Source organism: Alkalihalobacillus sp. R86527 (assembly GCF_042466185.1).
GTDB lineage: Bacteria > Bacillota > Bacilli > Bacillales > Guptibacillaceae > Guptibacillus.
The window spans coordinates 950,464-974,030 of record NZ_JAXHBW010000001.1 but is presented as its reverse complement, the minus strand read 5'-3'; the positions used below and the strand labels follow the sequence as shown (position 1 = coordinate 974,030).

General features: G+C 34.7%; 18 protein-coding genes. 5 read left to right on the top strand and 13 right to left on the bottom strand.

Annotation, left to right across the window (positions count from 1 at the left end):
* Window positions 1-102: 102 nt before the first annotated feature.
* The gene (gene betB / locus SJY16_RS04975; RefSeq protein ID WP_377887987.1) at window positions 103-1,575 is read right to left on the bottom strand and encodes a betaine-aldehyde dehydrogenase; all 1,473 of its coding nucleotides are present in this window, start codon (window positions 1,573-1,575) and stop codon (window positions 103-105) included.
* Between the two features lie 291 nt (window positions 1,576-1,866).
* Between betB and cudC the strand changes: the two genes are divergently transcribed.
* A complete protein-coding gene (cudC, locus tag SJY16_RS04970; RefSeq protein WP_377887986.1) occupies window positions 1,867-2,418 on the top strand; it encodes a choline uptake/conversion transcriptional regulator CudC in 552 nt (183 codons plus the stop codon).
* Window positions 2,419-2,503: 85 nt separating this feature from the next.
* On the opposite strand, the gene SJY16_RS04965 is transcribed toward cudC, so the two are convergent.
* Entirely contained in the window at window positions 2,504-3,088 is a 585-nt protein-coding gene (locus SJY16_RS04965) for a TetR/AcrR family transcriptional regulator (protein WP_377887985.1), read from the bottom strand.
* A 701-nt stretch (window positions 3,089-3,789) separates the two neighbouring features.
* Between SJY16_RS04965 and SJY16_RS04960 the strand changes: the two genes are divergently transcribed.
* Window positions 3,790-5,364 carry a high affinity choline transporter 1 gene (locus tag SJY16_RS04960; protein WP_377892058.1) on the top strand — a complete coding sequence of 525 codons (1,575 nt, stop codon included), beginning with the start codon at window positions 3,790-3,792 and terminating at the stop codon, window positions 5,362-5,364.
* A 571-nt stretch (window positions 5,365-5,935) separates the two neighbouring features.
* On the opposite strand, the gene SJY16_RS04955 is transcribed toward SJY16_RS04960, so the two are convergent.
* Window positions 5,936-7,087, bottom strand: coding sequence for a HesA/MoeB/ThiF family protein (locus SJY16_RS04955; RefSeq protein ID WP_377887983.1), 1,152 nt, complete (start codon window positions 7,085-7,087; stop codon window positions 5,936-5,938).
* A 243-nt stretch (window positions 7,088-7,330) separates the two neighbouring features.
* Here SJY16_RS04955 and SJY16_RS04950 point away from each other — a divergent pair, with 243 nt between their 5' ends.
* Window positions 7,331-8,575: an MFS transporter gene (locus SJY16_RS04950; RefSeq protein WP_377887982.1), complete on the top strand. Its 1,245-nt coding sequence runs from the start codon at window positions 7,331-7,333 to the stop codon at window positions 8,573-8,575.
* A 196-nt stretch (window positions 8,576-8,771) separates the two neighbouring features.
* Here SJY16_RS04950 and yiaA read toward each other — a convergent pair whose 3' ends face one another.
* The 3 genes from yiaA to SJY16_RS04935 all read right to left on the bottom strand — a co-directional run bounded on the left by yiaA (window position 8,772) and on the right by SJY16_RS04935 (window position 12,462).
* Window positions 8,772-9,242 (bottom strand): inner membrane protein YiaA, encoded by a 471-nt coding sequence (yiaA, locus tag SJY16_RS04945; RefSeq protein ID WP_377887981.1) that lies wholly within the window; start codon window positions 9,240-9,242, stop codon window positions 8,772-8,774.
* A 303-nt stretch (window positions 9,243-9,545) separates the two neighbouring features.
* Window positions 9,546-11,513 carry a lipoteichoic acid synthase gene (gene ltaS / locus SJY16_RS04940; RefSeq protein ID WP_377887980.1) on the bottom strand — a complete coding sequence of 656 codons (1,968 nt, stop codon included), beginning with the start codon at window positions 11,511-11,513 and terminating at the stop codon, window positions 9,546-9,548.
* A gap of 493 nt (window positions 11,514-12,006) precedes the next feature.
* On the bottom strand, window positions 12,007-12,462 hold the full coding sequence (locus SJY16_RS04935) for a hypothetical protein (RefSeq protein WP_377887979.1): 456 nt from the start codon (window positions 12,460-12,462) through the stop codon (window positions 12,007-12,009).
* A 402-nt stretch (window positions 12,463-12,864) separates the two neighbouring features.
* On the opposite strand from SJY16_RS04935, the gene SJY16_RS04930 reads away from it, so the two are divergent.
* Entirely contained in the window at window positions 12,865-13,419 is a 555-nt protein-coding gene (locus tag SJY16_RS04930) for a hypothetical protein (RefSeq protein WP_377887978.1), read from the top strand.
* 77 nt (window positions 13,420-13,496) lie between these two features.
* Here SJY16_RS04930 and SJY16_RS04925 read toward each other — a convergent pair whose 3' ends face one another.
* From SJY16_RS04925 to hsdR, 3 genes are all read right to left on the bottom strand, one after another.
* Complete coding sequence (locus SJY16_RS04925) at window positions 13,497-14,864, bottom strand: restriction endonuclease subunit S (protein WP_377887977.1); 1,368 nt, start codon at window positions 14,862-14,864, stop codon at window positions 13,497-13,499.
* Window positions 14,861-16,291, bottom strand: a complete 1,431-nt coding sequence (locus SJY16_RS04920; RefSeq protein ID WP_377887976.1) for a class I SAM-dependent DNA methyltransferase — start codon at window positions 16,289-16,291, stop codon at window positions 14,861-14,863. The genes SJY16_RS04925 and SJY16_RS04920 overlap by 4 nt, the downstream gene beginning before the upstream one ends.
* 100 nt (window positions 16,292-16,391) lie before the next feature.
* Window positions 16,392-19,598 (bottom strand): type I restriction-modification system endonuclease, encoded by a 3,207-nt coding sequence (gene hsdR, locus SJY16_RS04915; protein ID WP_377887975.1) that lies wholly within the window; start codon window positions 19,596-19,598, stop codon window positions 16,392-16,394.
* 144 nt (window positions 19,599-19,742) lie between these two features.
* Between hsdR and SJY16_RS04910 the strand changes: the two genes are divergently transcribed.
* Window positions 19,743-20,663: a hypothetical protein gene (locus tag SJY16_RS04910; RefSeq protein WP_377887974.1), complete on the top strand. Its 921-nt coding sequence runs from the start codon at window positions 19,743-19,745 to the stop codon at window positions 20,661-20,663.
* Window positions 20,664-20,735: 72 nt separating this feature from the next.
* Here the strand turns inward: SJY16_RS04910 and SJY16_RS04905 are convergent, their stop codons facing one another.
* From SJY16_RS04905 to SJY16_RS04890, 4 genes are all read right to left on the bottom strand, one after another.
* On the bottom strand, window positions 20,736-21,239 hold the full coding sequence (locus SJY16_RS04905) for a hypothetical protein (protein ID WP_377887973.1): 504 nt from the start codon (window positions 21,237-21,239) through the stop codon (window positions 20,736-20,738).
* A gap of 266 nt (window positions 21,240-21,505) precedes the next feature.
* Window positions 21,506-21,844 carry a hypothetical protein gene (locus tag SJY16_RS04900; RefSeq protein ID WP_377887972.1) on the bottom strand — a complete coding sequence of 113 codons (339 nt, stop codon included), beginning with the start codon at window positions 21,842-21,844 and terminating at the stop codon, window positions 21,506-21,508.
* A 62-nt stretch (window positions 21,845-21,906) separates the two neighbouring features.
* Window positions 21,907-22,149, bottom strand: a complete 243-nt coding sequence (locus tag SJY16_RS04895; RefSeq protein ID WP_377887970.1) for a hypothetical protein — start codon at window positions 22,147-22,149, stop codon at window positions 21,907-21,909.
* A 477-nt stretch (window positions 22,150-22,626) separates the two neighbouring features.
* Complete coding sequence (locus tag SJY16_RS04890) at window positions 22,627-23,361, bottom strand: transcriptional regulator (RefSeq protein WP_377887969.1); 735 nt, start codon at window positions 23,359-23,361, stop codon at window positions 22,627-22,629.
* Window positions 23,362-23,567: the final 206 nt, after the last annotated feature.

The window sequence follows — 23,567 nt, the reverse complement described above, 5'->3', positions numbered from 1 at the left end:
GCATTGTCCGATTCCCCTACTTCCCTATTCCATGTCGTTATTAGTTTAGTAGTTTGTATGTTTAGCCGATTCATCGGCTTCCGCTAAAAATTGATCGTCCTATTAGAACCAGTTGATTGTTTCTGGTTTAAGGTTCTGGAAGATATGCTTTGATTCTGTATATTCTTCCAAGCCGAGTTTCCCTAGCTCACGTCCGATACCAGACTGTTTAAATCCACCCCAAGGTGCGTGAGGGAAATAAAGGTTAAATTCATTGATCCAAACCGTACCCATGCGCATTTTCGCTGCACAGCGTTCTGCTTTTGCAATATCGTTTGTAAAGACGCCGCCAGCAAGCCCGTAGATCGAGTCATTTGATAGCTTGATAGCTTCTTCTTCTGTACGGAATTTCTCAACCGTAATAATGGGACCAAAACCTTCTTCTTGGACAACGCTCATGTCTGTCGTGCAATCTGTGAAAATCGTAGGCAAGTAGAAGAAGCCATGTTGTAATTCAGGATCTTCTGGGCGTTTCCCACCAACTGCTACCGTAGCTCCTTCTTGAATTCCTGCTTCTACATACTTTTCTACTTTCGCAAGGTGTTCTGCTGAAATAAGGGGCCCCATTTGTGTATCTTCTTCAAATCCGCTCCCAAGCTTGAATTTCTTCACTCGCTCAACAAGTGCGCGTACGAACTCATCATGAATGCTTTCTTCTACAATCAGTCTTGTACCAGCGGAACAAATTTGTCCGGCATGGAAGAATACTCCGTTAAGAGCTTGGTCGACTGCTAGATCGAAATCAGCATCAGCAAAGATAACATTCGGGTTTTTTCCGCCAAGTTCAAGTGCGAGTTTCTTCACATTCACGCTTGCCTCTTGCATAATTTTCTTTCCGGTTACAATGCCGCCTGTGAAAGAAATAAGGTCTACATCTGTGTTACGAGACAGCTCTGCACCAATAGTATCGCCAGCTCCAAGAACGAGGTTTGCAACACCGGCAGGCACTCCCGCTTCTTCCATCAATTCAAATACTTTAATATGAGTGAGCGGTGTAATTTCACTTGGCTTTATGATCAATGTATTTCCTGTCGCAAGCGCAGGAGCTAGCTTCCAGGAAGCTTGTAGTAAAGGATAATTCCAAGGAGTAATTTGACCACAAACACCAACTGGTTCGCGTACCACTTTACTGATCGAGTTAGGTATTGGAGAATCGATGAGCTCTCCGCCATCTTTATCAGCAAGTTCTGCAAAGTAACGAAATACTCCAGCGATATCATCCATGTCTCCACGGCTTTCTTCTACTGTTTTACCTGTATCCAACGATTCTAAGTGAGCTAGTTCTTCTCTATCTCGTTCAATGAATTCAGCAACTTTCCTAACGATCGCTCCGCGCTCGGTGGCAGGAGTAGTTGCCCATTCTCCGTTATCAAATGCTTCTCTTGCTGCAGCGATTGCATCTTTTGCATCAGATTCATCACCCTCTGGAACAACCGCAATTCCTTCCTGGTTAAATGGATTAATAATCGTACGCGTATTTCCTGAGTTCGCGTCTACCCATTTTCCATTTATGTATTGTTTTAATTTTAGATCCATATCTATCAACTCCTATGTCGAAGTAAATTAATTTTATTAAGAATTTATTTAACAAACTTAACGTTAACACTTCTTTTTTTTACTGTCAAAATAAAATCCGCCATAGCTACAGTAAGAATTAATATTTCTAAGAAGGGTATAACTAGTGTAGTAGAGGATATCAATTTTAAATTTTCTAAATTAAAATCTTGTATTTGACTTTTATTCTGAACACGTTAACAATTAGTTCATATAGAATATTTTATAAATATTTAACTCGATTTACTTTATTGTTAAGGAGCGACCTATTGTATGAGTGAATCTTCTGAAAGACCAAAGATGAATATAGAGAAAGCCAAAGATAAAGTCATTGGCACCATTGCAGAGACGATGGATTTATATGGTGTAACACCTGCTGCGGCAAACTTATACGCGACAATGTATTTTAAAGATCAAATGACTCTTGATGAAATGCGTACAGAACTCGGCATGAGTAAGCCAAGCATGAGTACTAGCGTGCGCAGGCTTCAAGAAATCAAGATGGTAAAAAAAACATTCACTCGCGGTTCTAGGAAACATACTTATGCAGCAGAGAAGAATTTCTTCCGTTCGTTTATGGCATTTTATTGTCAGATGTGGGAACGCGAAGCGAAAATGAATATGGAAGCCATTGAGGAAGCACAAGAAGATTTTATAGAAGTTATCAAAGATTCCAACAGCACACCAGAAATTGTTGCAGAAGCAAAAACGTACTACGATCAATTGGAAGAATCCAAAACATACTATCGCTGGTTGGATGACTTAGTTGAAAGTATAAGAAGCGGGAAGATTTTTGAATTTCTACCGAAAGATCCACAAGAGTAAATGGATATGAAAAAACTCGTTAGTCTATAGTAACGGTTCCATAGACTAACGAGTTCTATCAAAGTTCCAACCCCCGTTATTTTCATCATCCTTTAATACCATTCCAGAAAATACCCCAAGCGTTTTTGAGACGCTCCTCATACTCTACTTCTGAATAATAAAAAAGCTGTTCGAAACTACCATCAAGTAAACATAAGTAAGCATCGATTACCTGATCTTCATTCGCTTTAATATCCCCTTTTTCCTTTCCTACTTTTACAATACCGATCAATACCTCCGTTAAGGCTTTTTCCGATTCAATAAACTGTTCATGAGATGTGTCATTCACCTTTAGTGAAGGAAAAAGCATAAATCTCTTAAATAAAAGACCAAGGTCTTCATTTTTGAGATAGGTAGAGTTGTCTTTCAACAAATAATACATCTGTTGCTCTGTTGTCATGTTTCTATTTTGGTCTATTCTCTCTTTTAGAAAATCCCGATAATCTCTATTCACTTTTTGAAGCATACCTATAAATAGATCTTCTTTGCTATCAAAGTGGGCGTATAAAGAAGGTTTTTTGATTCCAACACTTTTAGCTATTTTGTCTAAGGAAGTACCATCGAATCCTTTTCTAGCGAACAACGGTAACGCAGCTTTTTCGATTTTCTCGACCATTGGGGTGGATGACATTTTCTTCACTCCTTACTTTTTGTCAGCCTATCATTCTTAACATACTATATTTCTCCTCCACCGTAAAAATGGATTAAACTAGGAGACAGACTTTGAAACTACATGTAGGTGTTAACCAAGCTTTTATGTTGGAACTCTTATAAAAAACCTCCATACCGATGAAACAGAGGAAGTCAGTCCACCTTTTGTGTCCCTTCTTCTATACTTCTAATAGTGATAGAGCTAACGTTTCCAGTACAACATGTTCTGCTTTATTTATTCATCCCCTCACGTTTAAAACCGTTTGTGCCAGGGTTTAGAGCTTTTCAAGAACTTCACACACCAATTTGACAAAGAAAATCGATTCATGTAGCATCTATAATTAAATGCGTTAAATAAATATTTAACAAACTTAATTTTCTGCACGGAGAAGGGTGTAACGTTTGAAAGGAGTGAAAGACAAGCACAGGCCTGGTAGATTAAAACGCTTTATAATTTACTAGAAAGGTCACATAGCCACATCAAGATCGATACATATTCCCATTCTGTGTATATGACTTAAATTTCTTCGAATTGAAGAATAAAAGAGATAAACATGTCTCGTTGCATGGATACGCCTGAAAAAGGTTTTAAATTAAAACTAATTGAGAGGATGATGATATTTGACTGAACGAAAAGGTAACTTACTAAAAGTAGGTATATTTGTAGCAGCAATTGTCGTTATGTTTATTTACTTAGGTACAACGAACACTAATATTAATTGGGGTTCATTTATTGCTATGCTCGCCTTCTACGGGGTAATCTACTATATTGGGGCATTCATGGCTAGTAATAAATCCGAGTCTGCCTCAGACATGATGGTAGCGAAACGTTCTTTACCATTGTGGATTTCAATGTTTACGATGGCTGCTACTTGGGTCGGCGGCGGATACATATCAGGTACAGCAGAATCAACGTATTCATTCGGATTAGCATGGGCACAGGCCCCATGGGGTTATGCATTAAGCTTAATTATTGGCGGTATTTTCTATGCAAGAAAAATGCGTCGCTATGAATTTATGACGATGATTGATCCACTCGAACAGCGTTACGGAAAGAAAGTTGCGGGTGTATTATACATTCCAGCATTGTTAGGGGAAGTTTTCTGGAGTGGTGCGATCTTAACTGCTCTCGGCACAACGTTTGGAACGATTCTAGGATTAGACTTCCAAACATCTATTATTCTATCAGCGATCATTGCTATTGCGTACACGGTCGTTGGAGGAATGTGGTCCGTTGCATTTACTGATGTATTTCAAATGCTAGCCGTTATGATCGGACTATTCTTGGTACTTCCATTTGCACTCTCAGAAGTTGGTGGTCTAAGCTCTGTGTGGAGTAATTACCAAACGGACATGGGGAGCTATGCAAATCTATTCCCTCCATTAGATGGATGGACTGACCCTGAGTGGGGGAACTCCTATTGGAACTGGTGGGACTTCGCCTTACTACTTATTTTAGGCGGAATTCCGTGGCAGGTTTACTTCCAACGTGTTCTTTCAGCTAAAACTGAGAAAACCGCCATGTGGCTTTCAATCTCAGCAGGTTTCGTGTGTATTCTCGCAGCGATCCCAGCAGTGATTATCGGTGCCATCGGATTAGATACAGATTGGGCAAGCCTTGGTGTAAACGCTCCTGATAACCCAGCTATGATTCTTCCGTATGTCTTGCAGTATTTAACACCTGACATTATAGGAGCGATTGGTTTAGGAGCTCTCGCAGCTGCTGTTATGTCATCAATGGACTCTTCCATTCTATCAGCATCTTCGATGGCTGCCTGGAATCTATATCGTCCACTTTTCAAACCAAATGCATCAAGCGATCAACTTAAGAAGATTATTAAACGTTCAATCATACTAGTTGGAATTGCAGCTACGATCATTGCTTTAAATGTTCAAAGTGTTTATGCCTTATGGTATCTTGCTGCAGACCTAGTTTATGTTATTCTATTTCCACAGCTTACAACCGCATTGTTCTTTAAAGATGCGAATAAATACGGATCAATTGCAGGATTAATCGTTTCTTTCATTCTTAGAATCGGTGGTGGAGAGCCAATCATTGGGCTTCCGGTATTCCTACCATATCCAATGATTGAAGACGGAGTTGTCCTCTTTCCATTCCGAACACTCGCAATGGTTGCTGGCCTAGTGACGATTATGGTGGTATCTAAATTAACCAAAAAAGCATGTCCACCTAAGCCATTATTAATGCCGGCTGAGAGAAAAAATGGGAATGAGAAGATTGAGAGAAGTGCTTAACCTGGATGTTTATTATAGACATAATTAAGTATATGAAGATGGGATGATGTTATAGGAGATTTAATTAACAAACAGCTTTGAATCAACACCTAACATAACTTTACTAGCTCTACCTCATTAAGAGTATAATCAAATAAAAAGGGTTCCGCTCATCACTAAAGATTGATGAGCGGAACCCTTTTTTACTTCTGCAATTAGTTAACTGAGCCTGAAATAAAATCGATAGGACATTCTACTGAACGAATATTTTCTTCTTTGATTTTCATTATTCAAAACCCCTTTCATTGATTTCTAATTACCCAGTACATTAAATGAAAGAAAAGAGAAATAATTCTAACTTTTTCTTTACTCCATTTGATTAAAGGATTGATGTTTTAAACCCTTATGTACTCCTGAAATTAGTTAACTGAGCCTGAGATAAAATCGATAGGGCATTCTACTGAACGAATATTTTCTTCTTTGATTTTCATTATCCAACACCACCTTCCAATGATTTCTAATTACATAGTACAATAAAATGACAAAAAAGTAAAATAATTCTTAATTTTCTTTTTTTTAGTTAATTAACGAATTATATTACGGTTTCATCTAATTTTTTTGTTGTGCAAAAGCAGTTATAATTCTCTTCTGGGAAAACTATGTGATCTACAGTGTATTTTTGAAATTCTACATATAGTACTTTGTTCATTAATGTAACAGGTATTACCCCACTTAAAAATTTAATTATTTCAAAAGATACAATACTGCTTACTATACTACTCATTTCTGATGTTGAGCTTAAAGAAATACTACTATTATTGTTTAAATCTATAGCATAGTCGTAATTTAAATGATTAGAATTACTCGTTAAATTCTTAATTAAACAAGTAAGAGAGTGTGTTTTTTGAGGTAGTACTATTGGTAATATTCTTCCTGTATGCCCCTTGTATCCCCCAGTAAAGGCAATCGGTATATTATGAGTTTTTGAAAAGTCTTCAAGCATATTTTCTAGCGCTCTTATCTCATCAGATTTAACTCGTTGTAAATTAGAAGAATCTGCAGCAAATATCACTATATCAACATGCTCAAATACTGAAAGCTCTTCATCAGTACCAAATGTTTGTCGTACAGCATTAATTGTAGAATTTTCAATCCTACTTTCAATGAACTTTTTTAATACATTTACTTTTGGCTTACCAATATCATCTAATGAAAATAATGTTTGTCTTGTTAAATTAGTACGATCAACAGTATCACTATCCATTAGTACAAAGTCGCTAATTCCATACGATACAAGTTGACTCACTACTCCAGTTCCTATGGTTCCACAACCTATTACCCCAATTTTTTTATTCATTAAATTCTTTTGAATCTCGTATCGTGTCAGGGAAGGTGTTTCAAATTCAGACCATAAAGGTATTATGCGTTGATAATTTTCTAATTCCTTCATCATAGATCTTTCGATTTCCTTATCAGTTACATTAATATAGTTATTTTCCAGTAAGAAACTTAGAGTATTTTTAACTTCTTGAGCAGTGCCAGGGAATTGACTAGTGACTTTATTAATGATTATTTCCTCTGTATATTTAGCATCACGAATCAACTTAAATAATAATGAAATATGCTCTTCCAATTCATATGTATCCCCTTTATCACCATCAGTTAAAGGACGCGATAGAAAGACTTCGTTTTCTTTTGTATTCATATAAACTTTTATATAAGGGCGAAACTCAATAATTTTCATACTAATTTTTCAGTCCTTTTCTATAAGCATTAAAGTCAAATAAAAATAGTAATGTCTAGGAAAGACATTACTATTAAGTAATTCTCTTAGGAAACTGTTCCCGAAATCAGGTCCACTGGACATTCTATTGAACGGATGCCTTGCTCTTTTAGATTCATCGATTTCCACCTCTTTCCAAATTATCTAATTTTATGATATAGTTTAGAGCGTTAAGTGTCAAATAATTGTGAAAAGAGTGATTTTTTGCATAAAAATATAGTGATTAGAATCGTATTTAATTTATTTGAAAGGTTTAGTACTAGTTTATTTTCTCCATTTCTCGCAATCTTTTTTGCTGGAGTATATGGAAGTTTGATAGCTGGAGCTATTATGATGACATTTGTATTATCCAGTATGCTAGGTAATCATATAAGTGGTTCACTTTCTGATATTAAAGGAAGGAAGAATCTCTTAGTATTTGCTGATTTAGTGAGAGGAATAGGATTGTTAATAGGTCCATTTATTTATTTAGTGTATGTACAAGAAGGGTATATTATCTATATCACATTATTACTAGTGACATTTTGTGGAGGAATTAGTGCCCCTGTCTTCAATGCAATGATTATAGATGTAACAGATATAGACACTAGAAAGAAAGTTTACACCCTTTTGTATTGGTTAACTAATGTTGGATTAGCAATTGGAGTTATTATCGGCGGATTAATGTTTGAAAAGTATTTTGTTTATAGCATATTGATTAGTGGAATTCTTTACCTTCTTATAGGACTAATTACAATAGTGTATTTTGAAGAAACTTTAAAAGAAGTTAAGAAGGACGAAAAAGTTCATTTATTTAGTTTTAACGCAAATTTTTCAAAGTACAGCACTGTATTAAAGAATAGAAAATTTATGCTTATTACTTTTTCTAGCCTTTGTTTTGTATTAATTGAGAATCAATTAAGTAATTATTTAAGTATCAAGATATCAAACAACTTTAATGAGACCAATGTTTTAGGGTTTAATTTAGAGGGTGTTAATGTAATTGGATTCTTACAGGCTGAGAATACGATCATAGTGGCAGTTGGTTCTTTAGTAGTGTTTAAATTCATTAAACATATTTACAAAGGAAATTTTTTACTTATATCTTTATTGGTCTTTTCATTAGGATATTTCAGTTTGGCATATTTCAATAGTTTTAAAATATTAATGATAGCAATGTTCATAGCATCCCTGGCTGAGTTAGTTGTTATGCCAGCTTTAAGAGTAAAACTGTCAAACACAATACCTAAAGAACAATCAGCAAATTATAGTTCTGTTAACAGTCAGATTATGTCTTTAGGAGTGATTTTGTCTTCCTCATTAATTTCTATGAGCTCTTATCTAAATTATCAAATCATGGCATATGTTATGTTGTTGATTTCTTTAATTGGTATTTGTTTATTTTATATAGCGACAACTAATAGGGCAGCTACTGAAAACTCATTACAGGATAAGAGTATGGAAGGTTAACATTAAAGTCAGTTTAAAATTAGTAGTTTCGTATTCAGTAATTCAAGGGATTAAAAAATAAGCACCTTACCGTGATGATTAGACTTTAGAGTCATCTGGTGAGGTGCTTATTTTTGTGAGCGATAAACAAGTAGTAAATCATTAAGATCTCCTTGCTCCCAGAACTTCATTTACCAAGATAAAGAAAAGTCCTGTATTAATCTCTTTCTTTAGCCAACTGCGTATCCCGAATATTTTTCTGAATGGTAATGGCCGCAAACAGGCTAAGAACAAAGGACATTCCATAGAACCCTTTTTCGCTCAAGATGATACTCCCAGCATTATAAAGCCCGATCGCCATCAACGAAATGGCTACAATAACGGCAAACCAACTGAGCCCGTAATAAATACCCGAAACAGGGATATCCTCTTCCTTGTCTCTCACCGCTTTTTGCAGGGAGACCGCAGCATACAGCCCGAAAACCAACACTGCAAAGTAATAACCCTTCTCGTTAAGTTCCATTCCAGCATTGAAAAGGCCTATCAGATAAGCCGAAACACCTATTACCAAAGCTGTCCAACTTGCTCCTTTAAATGCGGCAGTTGGTTCCCCTTCTTTTCTTTCCACCTTAACCTTTGGCTTCTTTTCATCTGTCTTCATTAACGGATTCTCATTCAACTCAGACATAATCCGCCCCCTTTTTACGATATGTAGATTCCTACATTGTCCTATAAAACTATTATAGCAATTTTTTACATATTTAGTTCAATTTATTATGTGAATTTTTTGTTTTTTATCCAGTGTGAAAGCATCTATTTTCTTTGCTAATATGAATAAGAAAATCAGACCTAAGGGGCAGGATCAGTTAGCACCTCAACATAAATAAAATTAAGTATCTTTTAAAATAGAATTGGAATAATTAAAAAAGGTCCCAATCATCAGAACGATGATCGGAACCTTTTTATCATTTCGAGCTAGTTATACCCTTTATTACTTCTGTTCTTTTTGTTGTTCAGGATCTTCTTGCTTAGGATCTATTTGATTAACAGTGTAATTGTAATCATTCCGATTAACAGGCTTGAAGCCTTCAGGATTATAGAAACGCAGTAAGTCTCCGTAAACAACTTTATCAGAGAGTTCGAGAGATTCTTCAACAAACTTGCCAGGCTGTTCACATGCTTCAGCATCTAGCTTTTCGCCTGTCGGATTCTGATAGCATTTTTCGTTAACAGATGTGACTTCAGGTGTTACGAAATCGCCATTTCTAAACGGTACAATTTCACGGTGATCTTCTGAAAGAAGGTCTGAACCAAATGAAATGAATTTATCAGTTTCAACACCTAACAAGTGTAGAACAGTATCTCTAACATCCATATGTCCACCGTATTGGTGTACTTGCTTTCCTTCCACACCAGGTGCAGTAATGAAAAGTGGCACACGCTGCAGTTGTGCATGTTCGTAAGGGGTAATTTCTTTCCCCATTACTTTACTCATTGCTTTATTGTGATTGTTTGAAATACCGTAATGATCTCCGTACATAACGATCATCGTATTATCATAAAGACCAGACTCTTTCAGGTCATTAAAGAACTGTTCGATCGACTCATCCATGTACTTTGCCGTCTGGAAGTAGCCATTTACCACTCCATCATTTGTTTCAGGTGTAGGGAAATCAACATCTCCCTCATCCATCGTAAACGGGAAGTGATTGGATAGCGTCAACATTTTCGCTTCGAATGGTTGCTCTAGGCTTTCAAGATAAGGCATGGACTGTTTAAAGAATGGTTTATCTTTAAGACCGTAGTTATGAACATCCTGCTCGTTCATATCGTAATAGCTTGCATCAAAGAACTTCTGAATACCAAATGACTTATACATTTCATCACGGTTCCAGAACGTTTTACCATTCCCATGTAGAGAAGCAGTTGAATAGCCTTTTTGTTCAAGAATGGCCGGTTGTGCTTGATACGTATTACGGGCTTTCTCCATTGCTACGGATCCACTAGGTAACGGATAAAGAGAATTCGCCATCATGAATTCTGCGTCAGACGTTTTTCCCTGTCCAACTTGATGGAAAATGTTATCAAAATAGAACGTGTTTTGATTTTCAACCAGGCTATTTAAGAACGGCGTTACTTCTTTACCATTAACTTCTTTTCCAATAACAAAGCTTTGAAGAGATTCGAGTGAAATGTAAATCACATTCATGCCTTCAGCTTTACCGAAATAGTCAGGGTTAGGTTCCGTTCTGTTTGCTTCAACAAAGTTTCTTACATCAGTTAAATCATCACTGCTTGCAAATGCACTTTGTGAACTTGATTTAATTGTTTTAACCGCATCAACGATCTGATAATTGAATTGTCCAAGATACTTAACAAGATACGTACGATCAAATGAACGTGTCAGAAGTTCCGGACGATCGGTCTCAGCTAGGCCAAGATTGACTGTAAAAAAGACTGCTGCTGAAGCAAAGATTAACGCGATTTTCTTTCTTTTCACTGGTGCTTGCGGTTTTACAACCTTAAACAGGATCAATCCAAGAATAAGGAGTGTATCAACAAAGTAGAAGACATCTGTGAATTGCATTAAAGCGAATGCACTGTCTTTCAATTGTCCAGCATCATTCGAGTGCATAACGGTTGGCAACGTAATAAAATCATTAAAGAAACGATAGTAAACGACATTAGCATAGAGTAGAAATGATAGTAAGAAATCAATAATAAGGATTGCCCATACTCGTTTACGTTCTTTAAAAAATAATGCAAAACCAAAGAATAATAATAATGAACTTATTGGATTTAACACGAGTAGAAATGATTGAATACCATTCTTAATACCCAATTCAAATTCAGTTTGATAGACTGTGTAGGTTTTTAACCAGAATAATAGAATGACGCCAAAGAACAATGTCCACGGCTTATTCATTTGACCTTTTAATTGTTCACGCATGACTGTCATAAACCTCCTAGCGGAATTCACCGCTTAATATGATCTATTAATTAAATGTAAATTTATTGGTTTTTATGTTAATACACGAGAATGATACGCCCATATTGGTGTAATGTCAAATTTGGAGTGAGGGAGGGATTTGATGCTAATTGGAAGTGAAAGCGGTATATTAAGGGGATTTCAAGTACCATTGGCCTCGTTTGAGATATTTGAAAACCTATCAGCTGAACTTAAATAAGAATTGGCATGTGAATGTGAGGATATGTTAGTCAATAGAGATAAAGTTTTCACAAGAAATTTAAGTTGATAAAAGAGAAACCCTTGCTTTCGCAAGGGTTTCCATCGATGGAGCATAGCGGGCTCGAACCGCTGACCTCTACACTGCCAGTGTTTCCCTCTCCCAGCTTAAACTAATGCCCCGTAAAAACCTTGATGTATCAACACTTTTGCATTTATTCTATTAACAAAATTATATAGATGAGCGCAACACTTCTCAAGATTTTTATTCATAATATTTAAAACTGTATCCAGTTGATTTATTTGGTTTTCCACTTCTCAATCCATACATAATATTGGTTCGTTTCATATTCAAAGTGCGACTAGCTTCTGATATGGAATGAAACACCGTTTTGTTATCATCTTTCAAAGCAATAATTTTTCTGCTATGACGAGTCATATCCATATTAAATTTTGCTGGAACAACCACACAATTTTCCAATGAATAAATGCGTCCACCTTTAATATCTTTGTCCAAATGATATTCACCTTTTAAATACAATAAATGACCATTGAGTATATGAAAGTCCACATCTTCAACGAAATTCCAAAAATCATGCCACCTTTCATCAACCACGATACCTTTACCACCATAATATTTATAATTTTTATTTTTTGGATTATTACATCTTTCAATTATGTTTTTCCAACGATTATATAATGAATGATTCTTTTTATTCATAAACATCGCCTCCTATAATAGCATTGTATTGTAATGGTTTTTAAAAGTAAGGTAAACACCCAACATGGTAAATGTTTACAAATACGTATACAAAAGCTTTGCAATAATAAAAGAAACTCCCCGAATGAACGGAGAGTTCTAGCATATGTGGGGTAAAAAAAGAATATCAAAAGGAAAATCGAAAAAAGCAGTAACATTAAAGTTCTGATTTAATCCTCCTTGTTAATTCTTAATACTATTATATTGAATCCAAACAATTCGTAAGGATAATATGAAAGAAATTAAAATAATTCACGTTGTAAAACTTCCATTTTACTATAAACATGCTGTTCCATTTTCAAATCTTAAAATTACTTATATAATCATAAGGAATAAAATGGTTTGTGGAAGGGGCTTTTGTTATTGAATATACCGAAGTACATACATGAATTTTTTACTCTTGTAGAAAACAACGAAGTGGATATTTATAATGAATTTTCGTTACAGCATGAGCTAGGAATTTTCTTAAGAAACGAAATACATTCTCCTTTTAAAGTTGAGTTTGAACGTAATGTAAGATTCTTTCAACCAGGAGCTAAGTGTGTGAAAAGTGAAATTGATATTGTTATTTACAATCAAGATGCTTCTGAGAAATATGCAATCGAATTAAAGTTTCCGAAAAACGGACAATACCCTGAATCCATGTTTAGCTTTGTAAAAGACATAAAATTCATGGAACAAACTAAGGAACTTGGCTTTACTCAAACGTTTGCCGTCACATATGTAGAAGATAGCCTATTCTATAAAGGAGCAAAAACGGATGGTATATATTCTTACTTTAGAAATGGTAAACAGTTGCATGGCGAAATAATGAAGCCAACGGGTATCAAGAAAGATGTTTGTATAATTGAAGGAAATTATGAAGTTGAATGGTTATCAATGGCTAATGGCTCAAAATATTATGTGTTATCAATATAATCAAATATAATAAATTAAAAAACGGAGTTCCCAAATGAACTCCGTTTCTTATTTATGAGCTTATAAATTTAAAATCCTTATTTTACTTGTTCTTCGAAAACTTCTTTTAATAGTTCAATTGCACTTTCTTCTTCAGGTTCGTTTGTTCCAAGCTCACCTCGGAATGCTTTTGAAAGTATAGATTGCATCAATAAATCTAAATTCTCATTTATCGTATGGTAAACATTTGCTTTTTCTTCAATATCTAGATTTTTTTCAATGATGCCAACAATTTTTTGCTGTTCTTTAATTGGGGCTAAAGGTATATTCAGTTGTTTTAGTGTACTCATATTTATTCTTGGGGATGTGGTCTGAGATATGTTTGAAGCTACTTGTTTTAAGACAAGTGGGGAGTTAAGTACATATGAGAAATACTTAGGCAATATCACCTTTTTGTTTGGTCTTAAAAGCACCACCCTCTGAGCTAAACAAACCCCATCATCCATAAGTAAACCCGCTTTACCAACTGCCTTACCTATGTCGCCGCTTCCTTCCCTACAATATATGATGTCTTCTTTTTGTGGTTCAACCCTTTTTATTCTTTTACAATACTCCTCTTCAGTTACTCTTTTAGCATCAGAAGTATTTACAATTCCAAAATATATATCAGAACTTCTAATAGCAAGATACTCTCCATCTTCATTATATTTTGGAGTAGAATGAGGGCAATCTGAAATTAATTCACAAGCTTCTTCTAAATTTATATGTTTCCATTCTCTGTTATTCGAACTTGGCTTTTTTTGAGTGAAACCGCCATTAAAAGCTTTGTCCAAAATAGCTGTTCGGCGAAGTTCCAATGTTTCTTTTGCTTCTTCAATTAACTGTTTAGCTTCTTCAATTTTCAAAAAAAGACGCTCTACTTTTTTTACAATGCTTTTTTGTTCATTTAGAGGAGGCAAAGGTACATTTAAATTTTTCAATCCTTTTGTGTTTATATTCGCTCTAGTTGTCCCTTTGCTGTTACTTGTAATTTGATTCCAATAAAGTGGACTTTTCATAAATATGGATAGGTAATCCGCATCTAATGATTTATTTACTTTTAACCTAATTAAATAAGATGCAAATACAGATGACTCAGGGTTTTTTATAATTTGACTTTTTCCAACAGACCCCATCCTAGCAACAACAACATCATTATTTTTTAACCTATACTTCTCCAGGTCTTTATCATTAATATTACAGTAAGGGACATTATCCCAATTAATACCTTCATTTAAATCCGTTATTCTTAAAAAATGTGGACCTATCTGTTCAAAAGTTGATTTTTCGGTATATCCATATTGAATTTCAGTCAGCAATTTCCCTAACTTACTCCAAGTCCAATTACCAGGTAACTGATAAGGCATTTCATCTACTGATATCAATGCTTCTTCCATTAATTTTTCAAGGGACTTTTTTTTACTCATTTTTTTACCACCTTGTTTTCTTCAATAGCTCTTAATTCAGTTACCACTTCATCTAATAAACTCATTGCTTCCTGAAGTTTGTTAATTGCTTCTTCCGCAGATTCAATTGGGTCTGGCAAATTTTCGTAAGTTGATAAAGAATCATCAGCTATCAATCCAATGTCTAAACTATCGTTTTTCTTAGCAATTTCTTCTCTTGTGAAATTGTTCCAACGTTCATCTTCTATTTTAGAACGGTCTTCAGACACATAGGCTTTCATAAAGTCTTCAAAATGTGACATTTTTAACTGATTACGTTTACCGAATGAATCCATATTTGTACGGAGGTCATACACCCAAACATCTTTAGTGTTATTTATATCTGTTTTGCCTTTCTTGAAAAACAATACATTTGTTTTTACGCCTTGTGCATAGAAAATTCCTGTTGGTAAACGTAAGATAGTATGAAGATTACATTTATTCATCAAATCACGACGAATTTGAGTACCTGCCCCATCAGCAAATAACACATTGTCTGGTATAACAACCGCTGCACGAGCATTTCCATCATCTTTTAAAGCGTTATATATTAACTGTAAAAAATTAAGTTGTTTATTCGATGTTTCAAAAGTTAAATCATCACGAGATACACGCTCTCCACCTTTTTTAGTACCAAACGGAGGATTCGTTAAAATCACATCAAAATTCTTTATCCATTTTCCATTACCCGATAATGAATCTCCTTGTTCCAAACGTCCTTCCATATCATGAAGTAAAGCATTCATTAATGCCAGACGATGTGTACCTTGTACAAGCTCCATTCCTGTAAATGCTTCCTTCTTTTGAAATTCAGCTTGTTGTGGGTCTAAATCATAATAATCATCTGTTTTATTTTTTAAATATTGGTCTGCTGAAATCATAAAACCAAATGTTCCTGCTGCCGGGTCATTTAACTTTTCTCCAACTTTTGGGTCAACAAGTTGAACAATTAAATCAATTAATACACGAGGAGTAAAATACTGTCCTGCTCCAGATTTTGTTTCATTTGCGTTTTTTTGTAGCAATCCTTCATAAAGGTTGCCTAATCCTTCTTCCTTAGCGTTATACCAATCAAGAGAAGCGATAGATTTGATTATTGTATCTAAATTTTTAGGGCTAGTTATTCTCGTTGAAGCATCGATATAAATTTGCTGAAGCTTCTTGTTTTCACTTTTACCTAATTCCAATAGTAATTCTTGATAAAAGTTTTTAAGCTCCACGCCTTCTTTTTGTACTAAATCATCCCATCGGTATCCTTCTGGAATAACAGCTTCAGTTTCCTGTTCTTTCATCATTTTAAGAAACAATATATAGGTTAGTTCAGTTACATATTCTTGATATGTAATACCATCATCACGTAATACATCACATAATTTCCATAATTTCTGAACGATTTCTTGATTGTTCATTTACTTACCCCCATCACAAATATGTTTATATTATTTTTGTTGTTATAAAGCGAACTTTACTATTATAACGTAAATAGCGCCTCTTTTCAGAGGCACTATTTCAACTAACGTATAAGCTATCATTAATTGTTTTTACAACAGTATCAATGTCCTCGCCAAATTCCCGTTTTAAAGTTTTATAGCCCCCGTTACTTTTAAATGGCTCTTCAGTAAATGCTTCTTGAGGATTAGGGGCTAAAATTGGAAATTGAAGCAACTGCTTTTCTATTCTATCAAGCCATTTCTTTTGTCTTGGTGTCCACTGATTTAGGGAGTAGACTTTCTTCATGGCATTTTTGATACGTGTATCGTGGTCAACCAGCGCTTCACCCAAAGCAGCTTGACGAATAAAACTAATAATATCAGCTGTTATGTCTTGGTTTTTGGTTTGTTTCCATGCTGTTTGCAGATGTGACTCTTTAAAACCTTTCGTCTCAAGGATGGTAATAAGCTCTCTCAAATCTTGTCTAGTTAAATCCTTAGGTTTTGTACAAACCAGATTAAGCGCTGGAATTTCATTAATATTTTCTCGAATAAAACTGACGAAGCCATCAATATAATCCTCAGGACGGCTGTTTCCTTTACCATAGCCACGAACAACTTGCTCTACGTTATCTTCTTTGTTAGAAATATAGCGTTTTTCGCCAGATGGTCTATAGGTTTCAATAAACTCAAAAAGCAAAGCATCTTTTTTTGCTTCTAGCGGGGTATGAAACTTCACATTATTTACCCATTCATCAATGCTTTTTCCATCGGATAATTCCTTGAATTTTTGCTCAGCTGTATCGTTTAGTTTTTGTTTACGTCTTTGGATTTTTGCAACCAATTGGTCTTTAAAGAAAGCTTGCTCTTCTTCTGAAGTAGCATTTACAAACGCTTCGTGTAATGTTCCAATGGTGTCATTTTGTTTCTTAACGACTGGTTTCATTTCAGTATAACTTTTTAATTTATCGTAAATGCCTACAGCATCAAAGATATTAAAATGAGTTTTACCGATTTCAGGACATAAACGAGTAGCTCGTCCTAACATTTGGTCATATAAGATACGTGATTGAATACGTCTCATGAATACTAAATTTGTAATGGCTGGAACATCAATACCTGTTGTTAATAAATCTACCGTCACAACAATATTAGGTAATCGTTCGTTTTTTAATCTCCGTATTGCATCTTTTACGTGGTAAGTATAGCCTGTAATTTTAGCTATGGCGTCATCTTCTACCTCATCGCCTCGTTCAGTAAATGCTTCCTTCAATAAACGTACAATTAAATCAGCATGTTGGTCAGTAGCAGCAAAAATTAAAGTTTTTTCATTACTCGTTGGGTCAATGTAATCCGTAAGCTTGTTCAAAATAGCTTTGTTGAAAGGTTCAGTAATAACCTTCTTATTGAATTGAGCAACCTCAAAATGTAATTCGTCAGCTATTTTTTCTAACTGGATTTCTGAGGTGTCTACATCATAAACTTCGACTTCTTCATCTTTTTCAAAATTAATACCTGCTTGTGCTAGCTCTGTTTGAAATAAATACGGTGGTTCATGGTCAACTAAGAATCCATCCAATACAGCTTCACTATAAGAATATTTGAAAATTGGTTCTCCAAAGATTTCAGAAGTATGGAGTGCTGGTGTAGCAGTTAATGCTAAACTAGCTGCGTCAAAGAAGTCAATTACACGTCTGTATTGGCTCACATAATCATTTTGGTCTTTGAACTCAAGCTCTTCATCTGTCATTTCACGGTCAACAGAATAACCACGATGAGCTTCATCTACAATAATAAAATCATATTGACCAACACTTGGAATGTTCTCGCCATCATTGTAAAATAATCGTTTTACCATTCCTTGAACAGTAGCGATTTGAACTCTTGTTTCAATATCTGGTGTTACATCCTCAAGTGTATTTACATTATAAATATCGGTAAAAGAAAGCCCTTCTACTTTAGTATCAACCAAAGAATCTTCTGTCTGTTGACCTAAAGAATTACGGTCAACCAAGAATAATATTCTGCGACATTTTTTAGTTTTAATTAAACGATACATAAGCGCTATAGCTGTACGGGTTTTACCTGTCCCAGTAGCCATTGCAACTAGCATTTTCCTTTGTCCTTCTTTTAGAGCCTGTTCTGTTGCTAAAACGGCTTTCTGTTGATAATCTCTTAAATCAAATTTTGTTATGTCTTCATCTTCAAGACGTTTATTGGCTTCGCTGTCGTCTTGGCTCAATAGTAATTCCAAATCAGCAGGTGAATGCCAACCTTCCAAGGTACGAGCATGTTCTAGTGGCTTACGAGAATCCCAAAACCATATTCCCGATTCCTCTTTAAGTTGCTGTAAATATGCTCTACCGTTCGTAGCATATAAGAATGGCACTTTATACTTACCATAGCTATCACCAATTATTTCTTCATCAACTTGTATTATATTTTGAGCATAAACTTTAGTTTGACTTTCCAGAACACCAGGAATGTTTTTCTTTTTGGCTTTTGCTTCAATGAGACCTACAAGACGTAGTCCGATAAACAAAGCGTAATCAACTCTGCCACCTTTAACTTTCCATTCTGCGATTGCCATGTTTTTATTCTTCTCTGGAGTTGTTCCTTTGGTGTAATGATTTAATAAATTTGAATCTACTTCCCAGCCAGCTGTCCGAAGCTTTTCATCAATAATTGAACGAGTTTCTGCTTCTGTTAGTTGCTGACGTTTCATGAATCTACGAGATGCTTTCTTCCGTTCATTTTTCTCGTCTTCGTGCTCCGTTTTTGCCCTTTGTCTTAAAACTTCTAATTCATTTTCTAGTTCTTGTACTTTTTCATCATGTTCCTGTTGGAGCAAATCTAAATTTATAGAATCCAAGTTTTCAGGTGTTATGTATCCAGGTTCTTCAAAGCTATAATCACCATACACTTCCATAAACCAAGATGATAAACGGAATGTAAGATGTAAAAGAGTTTTTGCTTCCTCGACTTTACCGTAATCTGCTTCGTGCGATGCTTTATTACCTTTAAGACGAAGTGTTTGAAATATATCAATTAATTCTAGTTCCACAAGACCTTCTTTTCTTAGTGTATTTATACGGTCTACTTGTGTATTTCGATAAGGTTCAGGGATATTTTCCAAAGCTAAAATAAATTTGGACAATGTTTCACCAAACAAACGTAGCTTCATTAATGTTGTATGTGGGTCTTGAAACACATTGTTCTCAGCTGTTTCTCCCAAGTTTGCTAGCACATCCCACTTTCCACGCAAAAAAGAAAAGTTGCTGTTCATTGTCATCACCGCCTATTAATTACTTTAATGCATACATTGTACCAGAAATATACATTAATTGGTGTACCATTACACTAAGCGGAGACAGGACACTATATTTACAATCTGTTTTGTATTAAAATTTCAGTAATGAGGAGGGTTAATTTGGAATTACCATTGAAAGAACTTAATGAATTGGTTGAAGTCTTTAATGAGATTTTGAATGATGCTGAAAAAGCTAAAGCAGATAATAATTATGAAGCTGCTGAAAAAGTCAAAGATGCTTATTATGAGTGCAGTGTCAAGCTTGCAAAATTAATTATCGCTAAGGGGTTAGGTGAGTCTGAACATTTTGGGGTTCATACAGTGAATATTGCATATCAGATGGAGGAAATAACACCTATTAATTCTAAAAATAAAATTACAAAATTAATAGGATATATTAAAGAAGTAAAAAACGAACTTCGTAGAGATATAGACAAAGCGAAATATGACTTTGAAATTGGGTTACCAATTACTCGTAATTTACACCTAAAAAAATCTTTATCAATCCCTGAATACGACAATATTATAATAGATATTCATAATTATGGACTAAATATGACTTCTACAAGAAAAACTTACTTAAATTTAGGAGAAGAAGATATAAGAAACACTATACTTAACACTTTAAATACAATTTATCCTGCTTTAAAAGGTACAGGCGAATCTTTTAATGGTGAGGGCAAGACCGATATATTAATAAAAAACGAAAATTTTGAGAGTATCTTTATAGGTGAATGTAAACTCTGGAAAGGTGTAGAGTACTCAGTAAATGACGGTTTAGAGCAATTACTTGAAAGGTACACTACAGCCAACGATAGTAAATTATCACTAATTGTATTCAATAAAGAAAATGACGATATTAAACTTGTAGAACAACGGTTAAAAGAAGGTGTAATGACTTTCTTAACAAAACTAAAACTGAAACCCCGACACATTATTAAATACACAGAATACAAAAACTTATTTTATTTTGAATGTGAGCATAATAAAAATTCAGATATTTCAATAAGACTCTCCGTTATATTAATAAACATTAATTAATGGCGCATAACGAAAGTAGTGATAAATGCTACGATTTCACCTGACAAGACCTTTGTAGCGTATTCGACTGATTTATTTGACATTCTTAGTCGCCTCCAGTACCGCCAAGAGCGGGTTAGTTTCTTCCTGCTTTGGTCCTTCCATTTGTGCTAGTTTTTTCTCCTCGATAATTACTTTAGTCATTTCATTAGCCAGAGATAATCGAGCATTAAGTGGTATACATAACTGCTTCATGCTTTCAGTGATTTGCTTGTTGAACTTCTCCAGTCGTATCATGAACCGCTCGTAGTTGTCGTCTAGCATGTCCATAGTGGTTAGTTCTTCCTCATGAGCGGCTTTCATATACAGATTGAAAGTCAACGTGTTAAGCGCAATGCTATCGGCTTCAGTGAAGTGGTCATTGTATTTCTTAAGCTGATTAAATAAAGCTCTCATTGGCTTGCTATTTTTTACAACGTTGTTTTGTTTGGGTGTGGTTTGATTCGTCACCACCTGACTTTCGGCTTCCTCACGAGCCGCTCTTTGTGCTTTCGATAAATTTCTGTTAGATTGATTGAGCAGTTTCTCCTGTGCCATGTAATTTCCCTTCCTTTTTGTCAAATTCTAACTGCTGGGAGAAAATTTTTTTTGTACCAACCTCCCCTCTGTCCTTCCGTTCCCCTTGCAAATAAAAAACCCTAGGTAGGGGCTATCCCTTGCCTAGAGCTGTGTATATTATTTATTCGATGTATTATTAACTGTTTTATTATGTCAAGATATATATACACTGCTCAATGAAATGCTTATTCACTACATTTTAATGTATACATCTCAGGCATTTAAAAAGTTGTTATTTAATAGTATTATTTAACAGCATTTTCAATAGCTTTAATTTGTTGATGTTTTAGTCGATACATAACATGATTAACCGTCAACGAAATTGCATTAAGCTTCTTCAATCTATATTTAAATCCAGTCATAACTCCATAGTTTCTTTTTATAAACAATGCTGTAGCCAACAATGTATCACGCTGGACTGTATTATCATTTGCAATAACATCTAATATCACTTTAAACCCATAATGTATTTCATGGTCAGATACTATTTTAGAATGACTATTCCCTTCCAAAGCTGCTAACAACTCTTCCATGTGATTGAATTCATCAACAGCCTTCGCTTTATTTAATATTTCTTCCTTCATAACGGTCATCTCCCTTTATTTCAATTAAAAAAGAACCATCAAAAATGGCTTATATTTGAATATTAATATTCACTTCTATTACCTTTATTTAGCTCCATCATCAGCTCATCGTGTGCATTATATTTAAGTTTTGGTGTTTCAATCGCTGGATTTTCATAACGTTCTTCAAGAATGAAATCTAGCATTTGCGTACGATTCCACCTTTTACTTTTTGCTTCCACATCTAAACTTTCAACTCTTGTTTTTAATAAATCAGCACTAATCTTTTTTGTTTCTTGTTCTTGCAATTCCTCAAGCTCTTGCATATTGTTCTTCCTCCTTATAATCATGAGGCATACGCTGTATGTTCCAGTATGCCTATATAATATATGTGTTTACTTACGACCTTTTGAAGTCAGACAAAAGACCCTATTTAAATACAAAATCCCAAAAGGGGAAACAGTTGCAGCTTCTGGATTTGTGAAGCGTAGCGGAACAAACCTAAGAGCTAGGTCATACGACCTTGGGAGTATGAGCTAAAAGGTTTTAATAATTCATTAACACTTTAATATTATTGTAGCCTCTGGCAGGGCTCGCACAGCCTTCGCCTAGGTTCGGCTACGCCAAACCCTTTCCTTCGCACTTCGTTGCTCAGGAGATGATTGTTTTTGTTTTTACATTTAACACACTTTTATTATCAAAAACTTCAATTCCTTCTCTCTACAAAAATGAGCTTCCTTATACTACACTTATAAGAGAGCTCAAAAATGTAGATAGAAAGAATTAAAAAGCACAGCCACAAATCAATTGCAACTGTACTTTCGATTAATCAAGTTTTTGTATTCTGAAGACACATTCCACCTTTCAGCACGTTTCCCCTTCTCCAAATTAAAAGTAATATTGATTTCATTCCAAGCATGAATGCTAGCAGTTTTAAGAGCCAGCTTGTGATTATAATTACTTTTGTGCATATGTTGCAATTCTTGGATTTTCTCACCGAACGCTTCTCCCCAAGCTTTATGAATATTAGGAAAATCAACAATGTCTCGTTTTCCATTCGTTAAATTATCATAATAAATATAACTCCATTTTTTACGACAACTCTCATGAATTTCACCTGTATATTTATTTTCAAATCTAATTATTTCAGTTTCTGGCTCCAACAAGATTTTTTCATCATACATTTGTCTTACAGTACGACGTACAGTTGATTTACTTATGCCAGTAGCAGTTACAATTTCATCAATTACTGGCAACACATCATCAATTAACACAGCTTTGAGAACTGCTTCAATGTTTTTTAATGCTTTACTTTTAAGACATTTGATGTTCTGTGAAGCATCTGTTAAAAATATTGTATTGGATTGTTTTGGCTCCAAAATATAATACTTTTTACCATATGCGCCTGTCTCTATATTCACTTGATAATCTTTCTCTAGCTTTTTGATGTAATAATCTTGATGAACGTTAAACGTCTTCACAGAAATCCTATCAAGCTTTTTTACACATAACTCCTTCTTGTCGTATTTCATTTTCATGTCCGTTATTTCCCCTTGTCCGTTAAATCATTATCAGCGTTTATAATTTGCTAACAATTCATTTAACCTTTCGTTTTGCACAAATTGAAAAACAGTAGCAGTATTAACTTTTTTGTCTCTCAAAATGTGTTTCAATTTCGCTCCATTTTTTAATAAATAATCTGCTACTTCAGGTTCAAAAATCCTTTTTAAACTCAATATTGTTT